The sequence below is a fragment of the Croceitalea sp. W27 genome (assembly GCF_055693185.1).
Genome location: NZ_CM146327.1, coordinates 166,548 through 188,706, shown reverse-complemented (window position 1 = coordinate 188,706; position 22,159 = coordinate 166,548). Strand labels below are relative to the sequence as shown.

Sequence of the window (22,159 nt, the reverse complement as noted above, 5' to 3'; positions counted from 1 at the left end):
CGTTACCTCGCCTGAGCGTGTAATACGATATGATGATGTATATTGCTTGTCTTCATTATGCGGTAAAATTAAAACTTAATTTTAAGACAAAAAAGCAAATTTTAGTTATTTCCTAAAATTAGCGGTAAACCAGAATCTCCAGACCCTACAATGACCACTTTTGAATTTGGTGATTTTGAAAGTTCTAAAGTAGCATCTATACCTTTGTCTTGAAGAATTTTATCGGTTAATGAAGCACTTAAGATACGGTTAGCATCAGCTTTACCTTGGGCCTCAATCGTAACTTTTTCTGCCTCTTTTTTTGCGGTCACCAAGCGGAACTCATATTCTAAAGATTCTTGTTCTTGCCTTAATTTACGTTCAATAGCCTCTTTTATTGTATTCGGTAAGGTCACATCTCTAACTAAAACCTCATTCAGCTGAACATTTTGCTTATCTAAAATTTTCTTTGTTTCGGCAAAAATCTCATCTTGTATGGCATCTCGCTTACTTGAATACAATTGTTCTGGAGTGTAACGCCCCACAACGCTTCGTGCAGCACTTCGTATCGCAGGCTTAATTACTCGATCCAAATAATTTTCTCCTAAATTTTGATGTAAAAACCCTAACTCCTTATCAACCGGTTGATACCAGGCTGAGGCATCAATTTGAATTTCTAATCCGTTTGAAGAAAGCACCTTCATTTTCTCAAATAACTCTTGTTGTCTTACTTCGTAAACATACACCTTGTTCCAAGGTGCTACAATGTGAAATCCTTCTCCTAAAGGTGGTTTGTCAGTAACTACACCACCGCCAAAAGTTTTGTATAGTACTCCAGCTTCACCAGAGCCTATGGTGACCGCCGATTTAGAAATTAGAATAATTAATAAAATAATAATGAAAACCGCGGGTAAGGCAATTTTTGGTAATCTATCCATGTGTTCTTGTTTTTATAATAATCCGTTATACTTTCTTATCATCCATTCCGCTGCTAAGGCCAATACCATTAGTGCCAACAAGTAGCGAAAATCGATTAAAGATACTACATTTCGATTGCTTTTTTGGACAGGTTTAAATCTATTGTCTCTAGCTAAATCTTCTATAAGCGAACCAATTTGATCAGGGAAATACAATCGACCACCGGTTCGTTCAGCTAAGCGATCAAGTTTTTGATAATCAGCGGCTAAAAATTGATCTTCTAGATTAAAATCAAGAATTGTAAACTGTCCGGATTTTGATAAATTTTCTTCGGCGACGGAAACAGAGAATTGATAATTGCCCGATGTTAGACCATCTAAACTTACCTCATACTTATTGCCATTGAGCAACATTGGAAACTCCCTAGAAAAACCGGAATCTTTTTGGGTCAGTTTCAAATTGAGACTGGCGTTAGGGTCAAAAGTATAGGAGTTGTCGAAATAAGAGGCAGATATCTTTGCATTGGTACTACCATCATACAGATTTTCATAGCTGATAGACAATCTGCTTTTTTGTTTTACATCGGACAAGTAAAATATTAACTTCCCCATAAAATCGTCAAAGGTTTTAAAACTCCTATCATCTCTATAGGTCTGTACACGCCATTTCCAAATATTCTCTCCGAAAAGAACCGCTTCCCTAGCCTGATCTTCGCTGGTCACTAATAATAATGGGGAATTCAAATCAACTCCCTTAATACGTTGATTGGCTATGGCTTCGTAAGGCTTTGTAATAATTAAGTCGCCCAATTCACTGTCTAAAGGTGGATACGTATCAAATGCCAATTCAGAAATATCAAAAATGGAGAATGCAGCATTTTTTACAGGAAGTATTTCTTCTTTTTGATTATAACTATCTTTTGAAAAACTAGTTTGAATTTTGTTTAAAAAATTCCAATCGGTTTTACTACCTGTAATGGTAAATAAACCCGCCCCACGCTTTTCAATAAAATCATATACGGGCTTAAAACTTGAATTTGGTTGATATAGTACAAACACATCATTATTCTCGAGTAAATCGATACTGCTATTAGGTTTTATAACTTTTACTTCGCGTTGTTCATTGGCTTCAATAGCTTTTTTTAATGCCCCGATATCTGGATGTAAAATAGAACTTACCAAGGCAATTTTGGTTTTTTCATCGATAACTTCCAATGCAATTTCTTTGCTATTATTGATGGTGTTTTTTTCATTCTCCAATGCATCTACCCGTATATTTAAATTTTTCACACCAACACTGTTGGCCTCTAATAAGGTCTCTATTCTAGCACTAGTCTTGTTCTTATTAAAATTAAGTGGCTGTTTAAAAACTAGTTGTCCATTTAGATAAATTTTAGCATTGGAACTTACCGAACGACTACCTGAATATGAAATACTTGTTTCAATTGGGAATTTATTTTTTAGGAAAGCGTATTTATTGGCATTCACACGATCCACCTTCAAATCTTCATAGTTGGTTGTATCACCTACGACAATAGGAAAAACATGAATTCCCTCATCCAATTGAAGAAACTCATAGTCTAAACCTAAAGTCTGATTACCATCTGTCAATAACACTAGAGCACTGCTAGCGTCTCCATAAATCTCATTTAAACTGTTTAAAGTTTCTGAAATGTTAGTTGTTTTATCTTCAAAAGTCAGAGAGTCGCCTTCAATGGTCCGATTCCCTAATAAGTAAGAACTACTATTGAAATTGTTCAACGGAGCATCATTCGCCTTTAATTCGGTAATACTATTAAAAATAAGCTCAGTGCCTTCAAGAGTTTTTATTGAAGAAGAGTTATCTGCAACAACTATTAGGTTTGCTTTTTCAATACTGTACTCCTCTTTTATGAATTTAGGGTTAATTAGCAATAGAAAACCAGAGAATACAACCACAAAGCGCAATAAGCCAAGTACAATTTGAAGTTTTCCCTTTTTGTCTCGGTAGAAATATTGAAATAATACCAGACATAACGAGGCTATCGCGGCAAGTAAAATCAATAATACCGTAACAGTCTTCATTATTCAATCTTAAATTTGAAAAGTACCTTAGGTAAGCATACCGCCATCTACATTTAGAACTTGGCCTGTCACGTATGCCGACAAATCAGAAGCTAAAAATAGGCAGGCATTGGCCACGTCTTCTGGAGAACCGCCTCGTTTAAGTGGAATAGCATCGCGCCAACCTTGAACTGTTTTTTCATCTAGCTTATCGGTCATCTCCGTTTCGATAAACCCTGGAGCGATGGCATTGCAACGAATATTTCTTGAGCCAAGTTCTAAGGCCACTGATTTCGTGAAACCGATCATACCGGCTTTAGAAGCGGCATAGTTGGTCTGGCCAGCGTTGCCCTTTACCCCAACCACACTACTCATATTTATAATAGAACCTTTACGCTGTTTTAAAAGGGTACGTTGTACAGCCTTAGTCATGTTAAATACAGATTTTAAGTTGATTTCGATTACGGCATCAAAATCGTCTTCACCCATCCGCATCAGTAAATTATCTTTTGTAATTCCTGCATTATTGATCAGTACATCTATTCCGCCAAAATCTTCCAAAACATCAGCAACTAGCTTCTCTGAATCTTCAAAACTTGCCGCGTTACTTTTATATGCCTTGGCTTTAACCCCAGCACCGGAAAGCTCTTTTTCCAAGGCTAAAGCTGGGGCTTCACTTGAACTGTAGGTAAAGGCAACATTGGCTCCATGTTCTGCAAAGACTTTTGCAATTCCCATCCCAATTCCTCGGCTCGCACCAGTAATAATAACATTTTTGTCTTGTAAGAGTTTCATATACTAAGCTATTAGATAACAAATATAAAAATATAAGAACCCTGCGAAAAGCAGGGTTCTATTTATTTTAAACGATATTACAAATTAATCTTTAATGGGCATTGGAGTTTCATAGTTGAATAAATAATCTACATCCAATTCTTGTACCTCACCCAATTTGGCCAATGCTTTGACATCTACATCATTTTTATTGCCTACAACCATTACATCGTAAGTTCCATTCTTGATATTTTCATTAAAAAAGGTAGACAAATCTGCAAGTGTCATATTTTTAATACTGTTATATATCTCTTCCTTATTATTCTTGGTAATTCCTCTTTTCTTCATTCTTTCATAACTCCAAAAGATATTTGCTTTGTCCGTTCTTTCTGCAGCCAATTTCTTCAATGTAGCTTCTTTAGCCGAATTAAAATTATCTTCTGCTTCTGGCATATTGTTCATTAATTCCAACATTGATTCAACCGCTTGATTCAATTTATTGGCCTGTGTGCCAATATAGGCGTAAGTATAATTAGGGTCACCTGCTTTTGACGCATTACTATAACTGGCAAACGCAGAATAAGCCAAAGATTTTGATTCTCTCAACTCTTGAAAAACAATTGAAGAAAGACCACTGCCAAAATACGTATTAAACAAACGTGAGACAGCCATATGCTTGGGGTCAAAAGTATCTCCTTTGGATAAAAATAATAACTCGGCCTGTACCATATCGTAATTCACGAAATAGACGTTGTCACCTGTCTCTTTATGGACATATTCTTTTATTTTTGGATATGGTTTTATTTCGCCTACTTTATGATTATTGGCTATTGCAGATTTTGCCTGCGCCAAATCTTTACCGTAATAGAAAAAGCGATGTTTATAATTCTTTAAGTCTTTTACAATATTAACAAGCTCTTCAGGATTCATTGATTTTAACTCGGCGATAGTAAAAATATCTCTCAGACGAGAATTTTCTCCATAAACGCCATAACTATACAATCCATTCCAAAGTATTTGACCCTTATCCGCCTTTGTGTCCTCACGAGATTTTGCTATTGATAAGACATATTTATCATATGTTTCTTGATTAGACTTAGCATTGTCCCACAGGCCTTCAAGTAAAGATAAACCCTTGTCTAAATTTTCTCTAAGCCCTCTCAAATAAAGTATAGTCTGGTCATTTCTGGCAGTGACACCGTAATCAACCCCAAGCTTATAGAACTCTTGGCTAACTTCATCTGGAGTCATGGTATCTGTACCCAAATATTTTAGGTAGTTAACGGCTAAGCTTAATTTTTTATCATGATCACTGCCCATATCAAATATGATGTTCATCTCCATCAAATCGTTAAGCTTATTAGGAACATAGGCAAGCTCTTGCCCACCATCTAAATCAACGGTTTCAATAGCTTCTTGATAGTTTATAAAACTAGGCTTGAGCTCAGGAGTTTCCATTTTTTCAAAATTGGCAACAAAGGCTGATTTTTTATCCCTATTTAATTCAATAGGGGTAATACCAGGGTTTTCAACTTTAACCAAATCTTTCACCTCCCCTTGTCTTTTATAAACTGCAACGTAATTATCGGCGTAATATGAATTTGCGAAATCAACAAGCTCTTGCTTAGAAACTTTTTTCATCTTATCAAACATGCTAATTCTATCTTTCCAATCTTGAAAGTGAACAAAGGCATTAACATAATCATAGGCAACATTAGATGCATTTTCGTAATTACGCATTTGACTTAGCTTTAAATCATTTATCACCGCATCAATAAGCCATTCTTCAAAGTTTCCTTTTTTAATTTCATCTATTTGACCCAAGATTAGGTCTTTGACTTCTTCTAAGGTCTGGCCAGATTTTGGATTGCCATAAAAAATATGCATCCCATAGTCGTTCAAAAACTGTGTGTACGAGCCCGCGCCCTGAACTAATTGTTTTTTATTCAAGTTTAAATCGATAAGACCTGCCGTAGAATTATTGAGGATCATATCAATAAGATTTACTTTTATTTCATCCTCGCTTCCCATTGCTTTCCCTCTAAAAGCAATATTTACTCTTTCATTCTCAGGACCAAAAACTTCGCGTTCAACTACACCTTGCAGTGGGTCTTCCGTTGGGCGCTCTGGGTGGTTGACTTCTTTATATTCAAACTTGCCAAAAGTGTCATTTACCTTTTTTATAGTATCGTCAAAATCAATATCACCCACTAAAATAATAGCCATATTGTTAGGTACATAATACTTGTTGAAATAGTCATGAATGGCCACCATTGAAGGATTTTTTAGATGCTCTGAAACACCAATAGTTGTTTGCTGACCATAGGGGTGCTTTGGAAACAATGCGTCATTCATCGCATAAGCAGCTCTTCTAAAATCGCTGTCTTGACCTCTATTAAATTCCTCATATACCGCTTCTAGCTCGGTATGGAATATTCTTAAAACTAATTGACTAAAACGTTCACTTTCAACATGTAACCATTTGTCTAGGCCATTACTTGGAATTTTATTCACATACACGGTCTCTTCATGCCATGTCCAGGCATTAGTGCCTTCTGCCCCAAGAGAACTTACCATTTTATCATATTCATTGGCAATCGATAGTTTTGAGGCTGCATTAGAAACTTCATCGATTTGTTTGTATATAGCTTTCTTTTTATCAGAATCACTCTCTGCTTTATGCATTTCATACAAATTGGATATAGAATCTAATAACACCTTTTCTGATTCCCAATCTTGGGTACCTATCTCATCGGTACCTTTAAAGACCATGTGCTCCAAATAATGCGCAAGACCTGTGTTGTCAGCCGGATCATAAACAGACCCTGCCCTAACGGGAATAAAGGTTTGAATTTTTGGCTCCGCTTTATTTTGACTTAAATAAACCTTTAAACCATTTTCTAAAGTATAAAGTCGTAAGCCCGTTGGGTCATTTGAAACAGATTCATAGGTAAAGCCATTTTCATCTGTATTTGTAGTTACTTCAAATGTGTCTTCTGCAGTCGGTTTTTTGCAACCTGCTAACACTAACAGTAATAATGTAGTAAATAAGAATGTTTTTTTCATTTTCCGTTTTTTGATCAGTCATAAAAAAACCATCAATTGAAAACAACTAATGGTTCACTGTAACAAAATATGTAGACTTAGCGAATACTACAACTACATTACCACTTCTTTAACTTTTTTACCTATTTCAGCGGGCGAATCGACAACGTGAATACCGCATTCTGACATAATTTTTTTCTTGGCCTGAGCCGTATCATCACTGCCTCCGACTATAGCACCGGCATGACCCATAGTACGGCCCGCGGGAGCTGTTTCACCTGCAATAAAACCAACAACGGGTTTTTTACTGCCACTCTCTTTATACCAATGTGCGGCATCGGCCTCTAATTGACCTCCAATTTCACCAATCATAACAACACAGTCCGTTTCGGGATCATTGATTAGCATTTCAACAGCTTCTTTGGTCGTTGTACCTATTATTGGGTCTCCACCAATACCTATAGCCGTAGTAATTCCTAATCCCTGACGCACTACTTGATCGGCAGCTTCATACGTTAATGTACCCGATTTTGAAACGATACCGATATTTCCTTTTTTGAAAACAAAACCTGGCATGATACCTACTTTAGCCTCACCAGGAGTAATAACACCAGGACAGTTAGGACCTACCAAAGTACAATCCATATTTTTTATATAGTTATTTGCTTTCACCATATCAGCTACAGGAATACCTTCTGTGATGGTGATGATAACCTTAATTCCCGCATTAGCAGCTTCCATTATTGCATCAGCGGCGAATGCCGGAGGAACAAAAATAATAGAAGTATCTGCTCCAACTTTTTGCACAGCCTCTTCTACCGTATTGAATACAGGTTTATCTAAATGTGTTTGACCACCTTTGCCTGGCGTTACACCACCAACGATATTGGTACCATACTCTATCATTTGTTCAGCATGAAAAGTACCTTCGCTGCCTGTAAAACCTTGTACGATTATTTTTGAATCCTTATTTACTAAAACACTCATAGTTTTTTCTTTGTTAACGTTGACAAAAATAGTGGTTTGAAAAGCAAATGAAAAGTAATCATCAGCTATTTATTTTCTAATTTTTTAAGAATCGACGGCATATTTTTAATGGTGGCCAGTTCTTTCATTTTGGCTCTTGCCTCTACCGCAGGGCTCCCAAAATAGGTTTTGCCACCTTCAAGTGAGTTAGCAACACCAGATTGTGCATAAACTACGGCACCTTTACCAATGGTAATTCCGCTTATAACCCCTACTTGACCCCACAAGGTAACTTCATCTTCTACTACAACACAACCAGCAATACCGGTATGTGAAGCGATTAGGCATTTTTTGCCTATCACCGTATCGTGCCCGATTTGTATTTGATTGTCAAGTTTACTGCCTTCACCTATTGTTGTATCACCTGTGACTCCCCTGTCTATAGTACAACTAGAACCAATATCTACATTGTTTTCTACGACAACCTTACCTCCGGATACCAATTTATCAAAACCTTCTGGCCGCTTTTTGTAGTAAAAAGCATCAGCCCCTAAAATAGTTCCAGCATGAATGGTTACATTGTCACCAATAATACAGTCATCATAAATAGCCACATTGGAATGTATGAGACAATTATTGCCAATTTTTACATTGTTTCCAACGAAAGAATTTGGTTGAATTACAGTATTCTCACCAATTGTTGCCGTCTCGGAAATTGATGCATTAGAGGCTACAAATGGCTTAAAATGTTTAGTAAGTTTATTGAAATCCCTAAACGGATCATCAGAAATTAAAAGGGCTTTCCCTTTCGGACAATCAACCACCTTATTTATTAAAACAATCGTAGCAGGCGAATTTAGGGCTTTGTCGTAGTATTTGGGGTGGTCAACAAAAACAATGTCGCCTGGTTCGACCACATGAATCTCATTCATCCCTAAAACCTCAAAATCTGAAGCCCCAATAAACTCAGTATCTATTAAACTTGCAATTTCTTCTAAGGTATACGGTTTTGGAAACTTCATTCAGATTTATTCTTTTACCCGCTCTAAATAAGCTCCTTTTTCGGTGTCAATCTTAATTTTATCACCTTCGTTGATGAAAAGTGGTACATTAATTCGTGCTCCTGTTTCTACTACAGCTGGTTTGGTAGCATTTGTAGCTGTATTACCTTTTACACCAGGTTCTGATTGGGTTACCTCTAAAATAACACTTGCAGGCATTTCTACAGAAAGTGGCATGCTGTCTTCGGTATTGAACAAAACCTTGACCACTTCCCCTTCTTTCAATAAATCAGGTGCATCTAAAGTTTCTCTTTGAAGCGTTATTTGATTATAATCATCTGTATTCATGAAATGATAGGTATCACCCTCTGGATACAAATATTGGTAAGATCGCGTTTCAACGCGAACATCGTCGATTTTATGCCCTGCGGAAAAGGTGTTGTCAATAACCTTTCCAGTTGTAACACTTTTGAGCTTTGTTCGTACAAAAGCAGGTCCTTTACCAGGCTTCACATGTAAAAACTCAATAATTTTAAAAATATCATGATTGTATTTGATACACAACCCTTTTCTAATATCTGATGTACTTGCCATAATTAATTTGTGCTAAAATATCCTTTCATGATTCCACGTTGAGAATCTCTTATAAATTGTAGTATTTCGTCCCGTTCTGGAGTCGCTTCCATTTCGGCCTCGATAATTTCAGCCGCTTGGGAATTATTGTAATTTTTTTGATAGAGTATTCTATAAATATTCTGAATTTCCCTAATCTTGTCTGATTCAAATCCTCTTCTTCGTAATCCAACTGAGTTTATACCAACATACGAGAGCGGTTCACGTGCGGCCTTAACAAAGGGAGGAACATCTTTTCTAACCAAAGAACCTCCTGTGACAAAAGCATGCTTACCTATCGATACAAACTGATGCACAGCAACCATACCTGCCAAAACTACGTTCTGACCAATGGTTACATGCCCGGCCAATGTAGAATCGTTACTGAAAATGCAACCATCACCAACAAAGCAATCATGAGCGACATGGCAATACGCCATAATCAAACAGTTCTTGCCAATTACGGTTTTCATGCGGTCTGCGGTACCTTTATTTATTGTAGCACACTCTCGAATTGTAGTATTATTGCCAATTTCTACTGTTGTTTCTTCTCCTTGATATTTAAGATCCTGTGGCGGTGCGGAAATTACGGCTCCTGGAAAAATATTGCAATTCTTACCAATTCTAGCACCTTCCATGATGGTCACATTTGAACCGATCCAGGTTCCTTCGCCAATAGTGACATTATTATGAATGGTAGTAAAGGGCTCTATCACTACATTCTTTGCAATTTTTGCCCCAGGATGCACATAAGCAAGTGGCTGATTCATATTATTCGCCTTTTGTTTTAACTATTTGGGCCATAAGCTCGGCTTCTGATACCAATTTTCCATTTGCATATGCATATGCCTGCATATGGCAGATACCCCTTCTAATTGGGGAAATCAGGTCGCATTTAAAAATCAAGGTATCGCCAGGTACTACTTGCTGCTTAAATTTTACATTATCAATTTTCATGAAGAAGGTAAGATAATTTTCTGGGTCGGGTACTGTACTCAGCACTAAAATACCTCCCGTTTGCGCCATAGCTTCGACTTGTAATACACCCGGCATTACAGGAGCTCCAGGAAAATGACCTACAAAGAATGGTTCGTTCATTGTCACATTCTTTACACCTACCACGTGGGTATCGGACAACTCCAATATTTTATCTACGAGTAAAAATGGAGGGCGATGTGGAAGCATATCCATAATTTGATTGACATCCATTAAGGGTGTCTGATTCAAATCATAACTGGGGACCTTATTTCTTCTTTCTATCTTAATGATCTTGGCCAGTTTTTTTGCAAACTGCGTGTTTACATAATGCCCAGGTTTATTGGCTATTACCTTACCGCGAATACGGGTTCCGGTCAATGCCAAATCTCCTATTACATCCAATAGTTTATGACGAGCGGCCTCATTGGGTTGATGTAAGGTAAGGTTGTCTAAAATTCCATTGGGCTTAACGGAAAGCTTCTTTTTATTGAAAGCCTTTTCTAGCTTTTTCATGGTGGACTCAGAAATTTCTTTATCCACATAAACAATAGCATTGTTTAAATCACCACCTTTTATAAGTCCGTGTTCTAACAACATTTCAAGTTCATGTAAAAAACTAAAGGTCCTAGCATTGGATATTTCATCCTTAAAATCCGACATTTTCTCTAAAGTTGCATTTTGGGTACCTAACACTTTAGTCCCAAAATCAACCATTGTGGTCACCTGATATTCTTCGGATGGAATGATAGTAATTTCGCTACCCGTTGCTTCATCTTTATAGGAGATTACATCTTTTACAATGTACTCATCGCGCTCTTGTTCTTGATCAACGATTCCAGCCTCTTCGATAGCTTCCACAAAAAATTTGGAAGAACCATCCATAATCGGGGGTTCAGGCGCATCAAGCTCAATCAGCACATTGTCCACATCAAGACCTACCAGCGCCGCGAGAACATGCTCTGAAGTCTGTATTTTTACGCCATTCTTTTCCAAATTGGTTCCGCGCTGGGTATTGATTACATAGTTCGCGTCCGCTTCAATTATAGGCTCCCCTTCTAAATCAACACGCTTAAAGGCATAACCGTGATTTTCTTGCGCAGGAACAAACTTCATGGTGACGTTTTCACCCGTATGTAGCCCAACACCTTTTAATATAACTTCTTTGGCAATTGTACGTTGCTTCACATCAATCGTTTTTATTGTCAATTTTCTTTTCTAAATTATGTATTTGATTAACCAGTTTTGGAAGGTTCTTAAAATGCACGTAGGACTTATTATAATCCCCATAATTCAAAGCAGGTGAACCTTGCAATACTTCATCATCTTTTACATTTCTTCCAATTCCGGATTGGGCCTGAATTCGAACCCTATCCCCTATTGTTATATGGCCAACAATTCCCACTTGACCGCCAATAAGGCAGTGTTTTCCAATCTTAGTTGAACCGGCCACTCCTGTTTGAGCTGCTATAGCCGTGTGTTCTCCAATTTCTACATTATGTGCAATCTGTATTTGATTGTCAAGTTTTACACCTTTTCTGAGAATCGTTGAGCCTAAAGTTGCGCGGTCTATAGTAGTACCAGCACCAACATCAACATTATCTTCTAAAATTACGTTGCCAGTTTGCGGCACTTTACTGTATTCCCCTTTTTCATTTGGGGTAAATCCAAAACCATCAGCGCCAATTATGGCACCACTATGAATTACACAACCATTACCAATAATAGATTCTGAATATACTTTTGAACCGGCAAAAAGTTGAACATTATCACCTATGGTTACATTATCACCAATGTATACATTTGGATAGACTTTTACATCATCACCAATCTTAACATTCTCACCTAGATATGAAAAGGCCCCTAAATAAAATCCTTTACCGTAACTCGCACTTTCAGAAACAAAAGACGGACTTTCAATGCCTACCTTATTATTCTTTACTTGATTGTAATACTCTAAGAGTTTTGAAAAAGACTTGTAGGCATCTTCAACCTTTATCAACGTTGTAAAAAGAGCCTGCTCAGGTATAAAGTCTCTATTTACAATGGTTATTGAAGCCTTTGTGGAATAGATATAGGGGGTATATTTTGGATTCGCCAAAAAGGTCAGAGAACCTGATTCTCCCTCCTCAATTTTAGAAAGTTTATGAACGGCGGTCTCTGGATTACCTTCAACTTCTCCTTCTAAAATTCCGGCAATTTGGGTGGCAGTAAATTTCAAACGTTTAAAATTTTATACTTTGTAAAAACAAAATTCTCATAAAATTTAAGGACGTGTGTAACTACTTGCTTCACGCGTTCTCTCATTTAAAATAAATCCAGAATTAACGAAATGTTCTGGTTTTACTTTTTGAGTATCGTTTCATTTTGGCAAAAGTAAGAAAATTTGTCAAACGCTTTCCTTCGGATAGCAAACATAGTACTTCGTAACCGTATTTGACAATGCCTTTAAATTGAGATGGTCAGATGCTTTGGCCACATCTGTAAGCTTACCATTTTTTCTTAGAATGTTGATATTCTGATACTTCTCGTTATAAGCCCTATTACTAATTACTCCTGAAAAAACGAAATAAGACAATTCTTCTTCCTTGACCTTATAATTGGCCATCACCCACTCCTTTTTTGTAGAAATTCTATAATCTTCAATAGGCTTGTTTTTGATTTTTATGTGTAACAGATTCCTGTTTAACAACATTGAGGCTAATTTAGATAGCACAAAATCTGGATGCGACTGCCAAGATTTTAAGGCAGCTAAAACATCAACATCGTCAAGCAAAGCGAATATTTTTAATGCCTCATTATCAAAATCAAGAGAAGTATTTTGCTCTAAAAAAAATAACAAGGCCTTAGAAGCGGCTACTTCCTGCCCTTCTAAAATAAGTTGTCTCGCTCTTTTGATAACTTTTATTACCAATTGCTCGGCTACTAAACTGGTCTTATGTAAATAGACCTGCCAATACATAAATCTACGGGCCATTAAAAATTTTTCGACCGAATAGATGCCCTTTTCTTCAACTACAAGTTCATTATCATAGACATTAAGCATGGTTATCAACCGATCAGAACTGATATTTCCTTCTGCTACCCCAGTATAGAAGCTATCTCTTTTTAAATAATCCAAACGGTCCATATCCAATTGACTGGAAACCAATTGGTTTAAGAATTTCTTGGGATGTTCTCCTTTAAAAATAGAAATCGCGGTACTTAAAGCGCCATTGAACTCATTGTTCAAAGATTTCATAAAATATAAGGAGATCGCTTCATGATCCGTATCTAAAACCAAAGTATGCTCAAGCGCATGGGAAAAAGGACCATGACCTATATCATGCAATAAAATTGCTGCCAACAAACCAGTTTCTTCTTCTTCGGTAATTTCCACTTTTTTAAAACGTAGCACTCGAATCGCCTGGCGCATAAGGTGCATGCTACCTAATGCATGATGAAAACGCGTATGATGGGCACCCGGGTAGACCATAAAAGACAAGCCCATTTGCGAAATTCTACGAAGTCGTTGAAAAAAAGGATGCGCAATCAAGTTGAAAATAAGTTCACTGGGAGTGCCAATAAAACCGTAGATTGGATCGTTAAATATTTTAAGCTTATTGGTCTGTGCCAAGTTTAATGATTTTTGAACATTTGTTTTTCAAATTTATGCATTACTAGTGAGACCCTATAGTAAAGTTCAGGGTCGGTTCAACTATCATTTCTAAAAGCTTACTTTTAAAAACGAGTTTCACTGATATGAAGAAGATTTCCATTCTGTGGGTCGATGACGAGATAGACCTACTAAAACCACATATTATATTTCTTGAAAAGAAAAATTACCTAGTCACCACATGCCAAAGTGGGCAAGAAGCCATTGAAGAAATCGAAAAAACAACTTTTGATATTGTTTTTCTTGATGAAAACATGCCCGGAATTTCTGGGTTGGAAACGCTTACGGAAATCAAACAAATGGATGTCTCACTACCTGTGGTAATGATTACCAAAAGTGAAGAAGAATACCTTATGGATGAGGCTATCGGCAGTAAAATTGCCGACTATTTGATCAAACCCGTAAACCCAAATCAGATATTATTGAGTCTAAAGAAAAGCCTTGACAATTCTAGACTGGTATCTGAACGCACCACGGCCAATTACCAACAAGAATTTCGGAAAATTGCGATGGACCTTTCTATGGTCAACAGTTATGAAGAATGGGCCGAGTTATATAAAAAATTGATTTTTTGGGAGTTACAGTTGGAAGAAATAGAAGATTCTAGCATGTTCGAAATTCTAGAATCGCAAAAGGTTGAAGCAAACTCGCAGTTCAGCAAGTTTATAGACAAACGCTACACCGATTGGTTTGAAGATGAGGATGGCCCCATAATGTCTCACACCCTTTTTAGAAAGCTTATCAAACCCGAATTGAAAGATGAGAAAACGCTATTGGTGGTAGTTGATAATCTACGATACGATCAGTGGTTGGCTTTTGAAGAAACCCTCTCTACATTTTATAAAAAGAAAAAAGAAGTACCCTATTTCAGTATTTTACCTACTGCCACACAGTATGCCCGAAACGCCATATTCTCTGGGCTTACCCCTTTAGATATGGAAAAGAAGCACCCAAATTGGTGGAAGAACGATACCGATGAAGGCGGAAAAAATCTTTATGAAAAAGAATTTTTAGGAGCGCAATTAAAACGATTGGGGCTGGACCTGAAATGGGAATACCACAAAATAAGCAACCTTAAGCAAGGGAAGCAGCTGGCCCATAATTATAAAGCACAGAAAGATAATGATTTGACCGTTTTGGTGTACAATTTTGTGGATATGCTATCCCACTCCAAAACTGAGATGGAAGTGATTAAAGAGTTGGCAAGTAATGATAAGGCCTATCGCTCTTTGACGGTAAGCTGGTTTAAAAACTCTCCGCTTTTAGATATTATCCAACAAGCGCAAAGTTTAGGACAAAAGCTGATCATTACCACGGACCATGGCACTATAAATGTTAAGCATCCTTCTAAAGTCATCGGTGACCGGGAAACCAGTTTAAACCTACGCTATAAAACTGGGCGTAGCTTAACTTATGAAGATAAAGACGTTTTGGCGGCAACGGACCCTAAAAAAATCTACCTACCTAATATAAATGTGAGTAGCTCTTACATTTTTGCCAAGAACGATTTGTTCTTTGCCTACCCCAACAACTACAACCATTATGTAAGTTATTATAGAAACACCTATCAGCACGGAGGCGTAAGTTTAGAGGAAATGATTATTCCTTTTGTAGTTTTGGAGGCAAAATAATTCTAAATGGAGTTACGATTTACTATTGAGGAACTTAGCAAAGTTTCCAAAGAACTACTTTCCAAATTTGATCAAAACATTATCTGTCTCTATGGCCCAATGGGTGTTGGTAAAACCACACTTATTAAAACAATCATTAAAGAATTGGGGGTTGTAGATTCGGGTAACAGCCCAACCTTTGGTTTGGTAAATGAATACCACAATGCAAATGGAGAACTTGTAGCTTACCATTTTGACTTCTATCGCATAGAGAATGAAGAAGAAGCCTTAGATATGGGTATTGAAGACTATTTTAATTCTGATGCTTATATTTTTATTGAGTGGCCAGAAAAGATAGCCGGACTACTCCCAGAGGATAGTACAAAAATTCACCTACACCTAATCGATGAAAAGACCCGCCTAATCGAATATTAAATTTCTTAACGTATTGTTAATTGAAGTTTTTTTACTTTAAAACCACGAGAACGATTCATCTGCCCAAAAATTAGGTAAATCTGTTAAAAGACTATTTTTATCGGTAAAATGCATATTTTATCGTTGAAATTACTTACTTTTGTAATGAATGAATTCATTTATTAACCAAAATTTTTAGTTACGATGAACACTAGAAAATTATTTTTTGGATTTTTGGCTGTTGCTGTATTAGCAGTAGTTTCTTTATCTACAACTATTACGATTGGCGACAATCAAGAAGTAGGCGTAAAGAAGAGTACAATTAAAATTTAATTATTTTAATCAAAGGGCAATACTATTATTGCCCTTTTTTCGTTTTGTTAGCTGATAACTACTTAACAATGCCTGGGAAAACCAAATTTAATCAGCTTGCAAAAAAAAGAATTATCTTAGAATCTTTTTTGGCATTTCTAATATTATGTGCTCCTTTCATAATTAAAAGTCATGACTACTTTCCGCAAGACTCAATAGAACCGATAGATTTTTTCTTTTTTAAACTAGGCGCAAATGGGTTTGAAAATATCGAAACACATGTGTGGTTCATTTTGAATAAATTTGTCCCTTTCTACTTACTTATACTTTGGTTTTTGACCTGCAAACATTGGTGGTATCATATTATTCTTATACCAATAACTATGTATGCCTTTCAACTATTTGAATTGTATTATTCTGAGGATGATGTCATAGATAGTGAAAATATTCTCTGGATTTTACCTGTGTGTATGGTGGTAATCCCCTTTGTGTATTTTATTAGGGTGAAACTTTACGACAAGCATGTGCATGGTATAGACCTAAAAGCTATGGATGAAGAACTGCAAATACTCAAAGCCAAAGAAGAATTACGTAAAGAACGCGAGAAACTAGAGCAACGTAAAGAGACACTCTCAAAAAAGATTTAGTTAGAGGCCTGTTTTACAGTTTGTAATTTATAGGTTCCAAAAACCGTCATGTCGACAGAGCTCAACACATACTGTCATTTCGAACGGAATGAAGTGAATGTGGTAAATCTAAAAACACCTCACCTATAAGTAATTGTTTATATGGGATTCCTTAATCGCAGCAGGACTGCTCATTTCGAAATGACTCGAAAAGCAACTCCTCTTCATTTCGAGTTTTTTAATAGTTATGAGTTAACCTATTTCGACAATACTTCGACGGGCTCAGTATGACATTATTTTATACTTTTTATACAGGCTCAAATAATTATAATTTTTTGAATAGCTTTACAGTAAGGTATAAATCAAATTTTCAGTTTAACAACTAATGGCGCAACCATCCTCACCGTTTAGCAAACAGCAACTATTACCTCAAGAAGAAACTTTAGAAGTCCTTAAACAAAAGGGAGAACTTTTTATTGGGCTGCCCAAAGAAAACCAATTTCAAGAAAAACGTATCTGTCTTACCCCTGATGCTGTTAATGCGATAACCGCACATGGGCATCGCGTTCTTATAGAGGCTGGTGCAGGTGAAGGTGCCAATTATTCAGACTTAGATTACACCAATGCAGGTGCCGAAATTTCGAAAGACATGAAAAAGGTTTTTGCCTGCCCTATTGTTTTAAAAGTAGAGCCCCCTACCCTTGCGGAGATTAGCATGTTGAATCCGCAGACGATTATGATATCCGCGCTCCAAATAAAAACTCAAAACAAAAAATATTTTGAGGAGCTTGCCAAAAAACGAATCACGGCCATTGCTTTTGAGTACATCCGTGATGAAGACGGTAAATACCCTGCGGTGCGCTCGCTGAGTGAAATAGCCGGTATATCTTCTATTCTAGTGGCGTCAGAACTTATGGCAACCACCAATAAGGGCAATGGTCTTATGTTCGGTAATATTAGCGGTGTGCCACCGGTAGAGGTCGTTATTATCGGTGCTGGTACCGTTGGAGAATTTGCCGCACGTTCTGCACTCGGGCTCGGTGCAAACATTAAAGTGTTCGATAATTCTATTACCAAGCTTAGAAATATTCAGACCAACCTCAATAGAACAATTTATACTTCTACCATACAACCAAAGAATTTACTTAAGGCACTAAAACGTTGCGATGTCGCTATTGGTGCCACAAGGGGTCAAGATAGATCTCCCGTGGTAGTATCTACTTCTATGGTAGAAAACATGAAAAAAGGTGCGGTTATCATTGATGTGAGTATCGATACCGGTGGTTGTTTTGAATCTTCAGAAGTTACTACACATGCAGAACCTACTGTAGAAAAATATGGCGTACTCCATTACGGAGTGCCCAATATTCCTTCAAGATATCCAAGAACTTCTACTATTTCTATAAGTAATATCTTTACGCCCTATTTGCTTAAGTTAGGCGAAGATGGTGGTTTAGAACATTCCCTTCGATTTGATAAAGGTTTGCGTAATGGGCTCTATATGTACCATGGCATTCTTACCAACAAATCTGTAGGTGACTGGTTTAACCTCTCTTATAACGATATCAACTTTTTAATTTTTTAATTTTAATGGCTTTTATAAAACGTTTGGGATGGTACCTCGTTGGGGTTTCAATAGGGCTTGTCTTTTTGGCATTTATTCTAAAAAAGAAATCTGGTGAAGAAGGTATCGATTTTTGTTACCTGCCCAATTGTAGAACTTTAAAAGATTTTCGTTCTAAATCCATCTCTTACTCCGATTTGGCACAAGAGCAAATAGAAACTATTGGTTTAGATAGTTTATTTATTTCACAGGCTTTTACCGATGGTAATGTTGACTTTGGCAAAAGTGATACCAAGGCACAATCTTGCAAAACATATTTCGTAAATTTTGAAGAAAAGGAAATCGAATTAAAAAATTGCGAAACCAACATCATAATCGAAAAAATCACACTAGACCAATAAGACTATATCTTTCTACGTTCCCGCTCCCTTTTTAAAAGTCCGAGTTCTCGTGTCGTTTGTCCGGCCACCGAAGTGTTTTCTTCTGCCCTACGTATTAAATATGGCATTACATCCTTTACAGGGCCAAAAGGTAAATACTTGGCAACATTATACCCATGATCTGCCAGATTAAATGAAATATGGTCGCTCATTCCAAAAAGCTGCCCAAACCACACCCTTGAATCTTCATTGGCAACCTGCGCATTTTTCATCAATTCCATCAAGCGATAAGAGCTTTCTTCATTATGCGTACCAGCAAATAGGGAAATAACATCAAGGTGCTCTAGCATATATGCAAGGGCAGCATCAAAATTTTCATCGGTTGCTTGTTTAGAAGCGCAAATTGGGGTGGGATAACCAAGTTCGTTGGCTCTTTCATTTTCCTTTTCCATATAGGCGCCACGCACCACTTTCATTCCTATTTTAAATCCATCGGCCAAGGCTTTTTGATGCAGTTCTTTTAGATAATCCAATCTATCCCAGCGATACATTTGTAGCGTATTAAAAACAATGGCTTTCTTTTTATTGTACTTGCGCATCAAGTCTTCTACCACCTGGTCCGCGGCATCTTGCATCCAGCTTTCTTCACCATCGATCAATAACGAAACATCTAAATCATAGGCTTTTTGGCACACCTTATCAAACCGATTTATTACCCGTTGCCACTCTTGAGATTCCTCCTCAGAAAGCTCTTTTCCCTCTCCTATTTTTTGATAAAGCGCAAATCGACCAAACCCTGTAGGCTTAAATACTGCAAAAGGAATCGCATCTTTCTCTTTTACAAAATCAAGAATCTTTAAAATAGTTTCCAACGCACTGTCAAAAGGATCATCGCCTTCTTGCCCTTCGACAGAATAATCCAATACGGAGCAAACTCCTTTTTCATACATTTTGTCAACCACTGGTAGACAATCTTCTTCATTGACTCCCCCACAGAAATGGTCAAATACGGTTGCCCGAATAAGACCTTCAACCGGCAGATGTGCTTTAATGGCAAAATTGGTCATTGCCGTACCGATTCGCACCAAAGGCTCGTTGGCAATCATTTTAAAAAGGAAATAGGCACGCTCTAATTCTGAATCTGTTTTTAATTGAAAAGCTGTTGCTGTATTCTCAAAAATTCGCTGCATATTTTGCAAATTGATAAAGAATCAAAGATAAGCACGCCTTTCTTATTATTATCAATAAAATAAGTCTTTATTTTATAGCATATTTGAGTTCATGGAGACCGTATCAGCATCAACATATGATGTTCATTTTACCGAAGTAGCAAAGGCAACTATTCGTCAGCATGCAAGAAACACTACTTATTCAAAGGTTTTTCTTTTAGTCGATACAAATACCAGAAAACTTTGCTTGGACAAATTTGAAGCGATTGTCGATTTTAAGATTGATGCCATTATTGAGATCAAACCTGGTGAAGAACATAAAACCATAGCTACTTGCTTAGAAGTCTGGCAACAGTTATCAGATTTAGGGGCCGATAGAAAAAGTTTGCTAATAAATCTTGGTGGCGGTGTTGTTACCGATTTAGGAGGTTTTGTAGCTTCCACCTTTAAAAGAGGGATAGATTTTATAAACATACCCACTACTCTTTTGGCAATGGTAGATGCATCAATCGGTGGAAAGACTGGGGTTGATTTGGGTGTTTTAAAAAATCAGGTTGGGGTAATCAACCAACCGGTCATGGTCTTGATTTTTCCGGAATTCTTGGCAACATTAGAAGAAAGACAACTTAAGAGCGGATTTTCTGAAATGCTTAAACACGGTTTAATAAGTGATTCTACATATTGGGAAGAACTTATCAATACAAAAGATTTTTCTTCGACAGATTTTATTCGAAAATCGGTAGCCATAAAAAATAGCGTCGTTCTGCAAGACCCTATCGAAAAAGGGATACGAAAAAAACTGAACTATGGCCATACCATTGGGCATGCGATTGAATCTTATTTTTTAGATAGCCCTCATTTAAAAACGCTCTTGCACGGGGAGGCCATTGCTATCGGGATGATTTTAGAAGGATACTTTTCCCATGAACTGTCGGGCCTTTCAAAATTAGACTTGAATGAAATAAAGAAAGCTTTTTTGAGTCACTTTAAAAAAGTTGATTTTACAGATCAGGATATCGAAATCATAATAGATTTACTAAAGCACGACAAGAAAAATACACATGGCAATGTGAACTTCGTACTCTTACAAGAAATAGGAATACCCATTTTAGATGTTAAAGTGCCACTAGAATTATTCAAGAAAGCATTTGCTTACTACAAAGAATAACTGTTACGTATACTAAATACTTTAATTGACAACTCTTTAAAAGGCCAGCACCAAAAAATTCATAGCTTAGGTAACCTAAACCTAAAACACCTACTATGAAACGTGTTATTGTAGATTATAAAAGACTTGACCACACCGTTGCAGCATTATTAATAGACCTATATCCGCATGGTTACGGTGATGAAGACATCATTATACTTAGAAAACCCAATGGAGAAGTTGTTGAAGCCGTAGAGATTAAAACCGATGATACAATTTACCTTGTAAAAATTAGTAATAGCCTTTCTAACTTCATAGCGACCTTTGAAGATACCATTGAAAAAGAACTTGAGAACAAACCTGCTGAAGGAGTTCTTGAAAACAACCAAGAATCGCAGCTAGAAGCAGAAACTGATTCTGATCTTGATATCTCAGAAGATTTATATTAGTTATGACCTAGGTATCGGTCCTCTATAATTTTTCTATGGTGTTTTAAATGCCCACACATAAGAAACCCAAGTGCGCGCACACTCATTTTACTATCACTGGCAACTCCGAAACGCATTAACTCCTCATCGTTCAAAGATTCAAATAATGTAATGGTTGCCATCCTCACAGCTTTAAATTCGTTTGTAATTACCATTTTACCTTTAGAGTTCGCTCTACTCTGCGGAACAAATAAATCTTGATCAAAACCGGGTAATGGGGTTTTATCGTTTCTAGAAAAACGTAAAGCGCGGTATTGAAAAATCCGTTCGGTATCGATTAAATGAACAAGGGCTTCAGCTATCGACCACTTTTTTGGAGCATATGCAAAGTCCATTTTATCATCAGGAAGAGCAGCAATGAAATCAACTAAGGAGGCCAAGCCAGTCTTTAAACCATCCATTAAATCAGTTTCACCCAATATATCAATGTACGGTTGGTAATAACTGTTATACTCAGAAACATCTAAATCTCTACTATTCAT

The 22,159-nt window shown here is 36.9% G+C and carries 21 protein-coding genes; 8 read left to right on the top strand and 13 right to left on the bottom strand.

Annotated features, from left to right (window positions below; genetic code table 11):
- Positions 1-101 precede the first annotated feature (101 nt).
- The 11 genes from ACZ1GR_RS00895 to ACZ1GR_RS00845 all read right to left on the bottom strand — a co-directional run bounded on the left by ACZ1GR_RS00895 (position 102) and on the right by ACZ1GR_RS00845 (position 13,928).
- Positions 102-917 carry a prohibitin family protein gene (locus ACZ1GR_RS00895; RefSeq protein ID WP_472610388.1) on the bottom strand — a complete coding sequence of 272 codons (816 nt, stop codon included), beginning with the start codon at positions 915-917 and terminating at the stop codon, positions 102-104.
- 12 nt (positions 918-929) lie between these two features.
- Complete coding sequence (locus tag ACZ1GR_RS00890; RefSeq protein WP_472610387.1) at positions 930-2,960, bottom strand: VWA domain-containing protein; 2,031 nt, start codon at positions 2,958-2,960, stop codon at positions 930-932.
- 27 nt (positions 2,961-2,987) lie between these two features.
- Positions 2,988-3,734 (bottom strand): 3-oxoacyl-[acyl-carrier-protein] reductase, encoded by a 747-nt coding sequence (fabG, locus tag ACZ1GR_RS00885; RefSeq protein ID WP_472610386.1) that lies wholly within the window; start codon positions 3,732-3,734, stop codon positions 2,988-2,990.
- Between the two features lie 84 nt (positions 3,735-3,818).
- Positions 3,819-6,779, bottom strand: coding sequence for a M16 family metallopeptidase (locus tag ACZ1GR_RS00880; RefSeq protein WP_472610385.1), 2,961 nt, complete (start codon positions 6,777-6,779; stop codon positions 3,819-3,821).
- Positions 6,780-6,872: 93 nt separating this feature from the next.
- Positions 6,873-7,745 (bottom strand): succinate--CoA ligase subunit alpha, encoded by an 873-nt coding sequence (gene sucD / locus ACZ1GR_RS00875; protein ID WP_377765103.1) that lies wholly within the window; start codon positions 7,743-7,745, stop codon positions 6,873-6,875.
- 65 nt (positions 7,746-7,810) lie between these two features.
- A complete protein-coding gene (locus tag ACZ1GR_RS00870) occupies positions 7,811-8,746 on the bottom strand; it encodes a UDP-3-O-(3-hydroxymyristoyl)glucosamine N-acyltransferase (RefSeq protein WP_472610384.1) in 936 nt (311 codons plus the stop codon).
- Positions 8,747-8,752: 6 nt separating this feature from the next.
- Positions 8,753-9,319: an elongation factor P gene (gene efp / locus ACZ1GR_RS00865; protein WP_377765106.1), complete on the bottom strand. Its 567-nt coding sequence runs from the start codon at positions 9,317-9,319 to the stop codon at positions 8,753-8,755.
- Positions 9,320-9,321: 2 nt separating this feature from the next.
- The gene (gene lpxA / locus ACZ1GR_RS00860) at positions 9,322-10,107 is read right to left on the bottom strand and encodes an acyl-ACP--UDP-N-acetylglucosamine O-acyltransferase (protein ID WP_377765108.1); all 786 of its coding nucleotides are present in this window, start codon (positions 10,105-10,107) and stop codon (positions 9,322-9,324) included.
- A 1-nt stretch (position 10,108) separates the two neighbouring features.
- Entirely contained in the window at positions 10,109-11,506 is a 1,398-nt protein-coding gene (locus tag ACZ1GR_RS00855; protein WP_472611840.1) for a bifunctional UDP-3-O-[3-hydroxymyristoyl] N-acetylglucosamine deacetylase/3-hydroxyacyl-ACP dehydratase, read from the bottom strand.
- Positions 11,502-12,533, bottom strand: a complete 1,032-nt coding sequence (lpxD, locus tag ACZ1GR_RS00850; RefSeq protein ID WP_472610383.1) for a UDP-3-O-(3-hydroxymyristoyl)glucosamine N-acyltransferase — start codon at positions 12,531-12,533, stop codon at positions 11,502-11,504. Before lpxD ends, ACZ1GR_RS00855 begins: the two co-directional genes overlap by 5 nt.
- A 168-nt stretch (positions 12,534-12,701) precedes the next feature.
- Positions 12,702-13,928, bottom strand: coding sequence for an HD domain-containing protein (locus ACZ1GR_RS00845; protein WP_472610382.1), 1,227 nt, complete (start codon positions 13,926-13,928; stop codon positions 12,702-12,704).
- 125 nt (positions 13,929-14,053) lie between these two features.
- On the opposite strand from ACZ1GR_RS00845, the gene porX reads away from it, so the two are divergent.
- From porX to ACZ1GR_RS00815, 6 genes are all read left to right on the top strand, one after another.
- Entirely contained in the window at positions 14,054-15,598 is a 1,545-nt protein-coding gene (gene porX / locus ACZ1GR_RS00840; protein WP_472610381.1) for a T9SS response regulator signal transducer PorX, read from the top strand.
- Between the two features lie 6 nt (positions 15,599-15,604).
- Positions 15,605-16,012 (top strand): tRNA (adenosine(37)-N6)-threonylcarbamoyltransferase complex ATPase subunit type 1 TsaE, encoded by a 408-nt coding sequence (gene tsaE, locus ACZ1GR_RS00835; RefSeq protein ID WP_472610380.1) that lies wholly within the window; start codon positions 15,605-15,607, stop codon positions 16,010-16,012.
- A gap of 183 nt (positions 16,013-16,195) precedes the next feature.
- A complete protein-coding gene (locus ACZ1GR_RS00830) occupies positions 16,196-16,324 on the top strand; it encodes a hypothetical protein (protein ID WP_472610379.1) in 129 nt (42 codons plus the stop codon).
- Between the two features lie 362 nt (positions 16,325-16,686).
- Positions 16,687-16,950 carry a hypothetical protein gene (locus ACZ1GR_RS00825; RefSeq protein WP_472610378.1) on the top strand — a complete coding sequence of 88 codons (264 nt, stop codon included), beginning with the start codon at positions 16,687-16,689 and terminating at the stop codon, positions 16,948-16,950.
- Between the two features lie 364 nt (positions 16,951-17,314).
- Positions 17,315-18,514, top strand: coding sequence for an alanine dehydrogenase (locus tag ACZ1GR_RS00820; protein WP_472610377.1), 1,200 nt, complete (start codon positions 17,315-17,317; stop codon positions 18,512-18,514).
- A 5-nt stretch (positions 18,515-18,519) separates the two neighbouring features.
- The gene (locus ACZ1GR_RS00815; RefSeq protein WP_472610376.1) at positions 18,520-18,894 is read left to right on the top strand and encodes a DUF4258 domain-containing protein; all 375 of its coding nucleotides are present in this window, start codon (positions 18,520-18,522) and stop codon (positions 18,892-18,894) included.
- Positions 18,895-18,896: 2 nt separating this feature from the next.
- Here the strand turns inward: ACZ1GR_RS00815 and ACZ1GR_RS00810 are convergent, their stop codons facing one another.
- Positions 18,897-20,063, bottom strand: a complete 1,167-nt coding sequence (locus ACZ1GR_RS00810; protein ID WP_472610375.1) for a proline dehydrogenase family protein — start codon at positions 20,061-20,063, stop codon at positions 18,897-18,899.
- Between the two features lie 91 nt (positions 20,064-20,154).
- On the opposite strand from ACZ1GR_RS00810, the gene aroB reads away from it, so the two are divergent.
- Together aroB and ACZ1GR_RS00800 are read left to right on the top strand one after the other, a co-directional pair.
- Positions 20,155-21,210, top strand: a complete 1,056-nt coding sequence (gene aroB / locus ACZ1GR_RS00805) for a 3-dehydroquinate synthase (RefSeq protein WP_472610374.1) — start codon at positions 20,155-20,157, stop codon at positions 21,208-21,210.
- Between the two features lie 95 nt (positions 21,211-21,305).
- Positions 21,306-21,638: a hypothetical protein gene (locus ACZ1GR_RS00800; protein WP_472610373.1), complete on the top strand. Its 333-nt coding sequence runs from the start codon at positions 21,306-21,308 to the stop codon at positions 21,636-21,638.
- On the opposite strand, the gene ACZ1GR_RS00795 is transcribed toward ACZ1GR_RS00800, so the two are convergent.
- Positions 21,635-22,159, bottom strand: a complete 525-nt coding sequence (locus ACZ1GR_RS00795; RefSeq protein WP_472610372.1) for a DinB family protein — start codon at positions 22,157-22,159, stop codon at positions 21,635-21,637. The genes ACZ1GR_RS00800 and ACZ1GR_RS00795 overlap by 4 nt on opposite strands.

Excerpts from the sequence above, each read along its gene's own strand:
- ACZ1GR_RS00895 (WP_472610388.1), bottom strand. The coding sequence starts at position 917 with ATGGATAGATTACCAAAAATTGCCTTACCCGCGGTTTTCATTATTATT.
- ACZ1GR_RS00890 (WP_472610387.1), bottom strand. The coding sequence starts at position 2,960 with ATGAAGACTGTTACGGTATTATTGATTTTACTTGCCGCGATAGCCTCG.
- fabG (WP_472610386.1), bottom strand. The coding sequence starts at position 3,734 with ATGAAACTCTTACAAGACAAAAATGTTATTATTACTGGTGCGAGCCGA.
- ACZ1GR_RS00880 (WP_472610385.1), bottom strand. The coding sequence starts at position 6,779 with ATGAAAAAAACATTCTTATTTACTACATTATTACTGTTAGTGTTAGCA.
- sucD (WP_377765103.1), bottom strand. The coding sequence starts at position 7,745 with ATGAGTGTTTTAGTAAATAAGGATTCAAAAATAATCGTACAAGGTTTT.
- ACZ1GR_RS00870 (WP_472610384.1), bottom strand. The coding sequence starts at position 8,746 with ATGAAGTTTCCAAAACCGTATACCTTAGAAGAAATTGCAAGTTTAATA.
- efp (WP_377765106.1), bottom strand. The coding sequence starts at position 9,319 with ATGGCAAGTACATCAGATATTAGAAAAGGGTTGTGTATCAAATACAAT.
- lpxA (WP_377765108.1), bottom strand. The coding sequence starts at position 10,107 with ATGAATCAGCCACTTGCTTATGTGCATCCTGGGGCAAAAATTGCAAAG.
- porX (WP_472610381.1), top strand. The coding sequence starts at position 14,054 with ATGAAGAAGATTTCCATTCTGTGGGTCGATGACGAGATAGACCTACTA.
- tsaE (WP_472610380.1), top strand. The coding sequence starts at position 15,605 with ATGGAGTTACGATTTACTATTGAGGAACTTAGCAAAGTTTCCAAAGAA.
- ACZ1GR_RS00830 (WP_472610379.1), top strand. The coding sequence starts at position 16,196 with ATGAACACTAGAAAATTATTTTTTGGATTTTTGGCTGTTGCTGTATTA.
- ACZ1GR_RS00825 (WP_472610378.1), top strand. The coding sequence starts at position 16,687 with ATGTATGCCTTTCAACTATTTGAATTGTATTATTCTGAGGATGATGTC.
- ACZ1GR_RS00820 (WP_472610377.1), top strand. The coding sequence starts at position 17,315 with ATGGCGCAACCATCCTCACCGTTTAGCAAACAGCAACTATTACCTCAA.
- ACZ1GR_RS00815 (WP_472610376.1), top strand. The coding sequence starts at position 18,520 with ATGGCTTTTATAAAACGTTTGGGATGGTACCTCGTTGGGGTTTCAATA.
- ACZ1GR_RS00810 (WP_472610375.1), bottom strand. The coding sequence starts at position 20,063 with ATGCAGCGAATTTTTGAGAATACAGCAACAGCTTTTCAATTAAAAACA.
- aroB (WP_472610374.1), top strand. The coding sequence starts at position 20,155 with ATGGAGACCGTATCAGCATCAACATATGATGTTCATTTTACCGAAGTA.
- ACZ1GR_RS00800 (WP_472610373.1), top strand. The coding sequence starts at position 21,306 with ATGAAACGTGTTATTGTAGATTATAAAAGACTTGACCACACCGTTGCA.
- ACZ1GR_RS00795 (WP_472610372.1), bottom strand. The coding sequence starts at position 22,159 with ATGAATAGTAGAGATTTAGATGTTTCTGAGTATAACAGTTATTACCAA.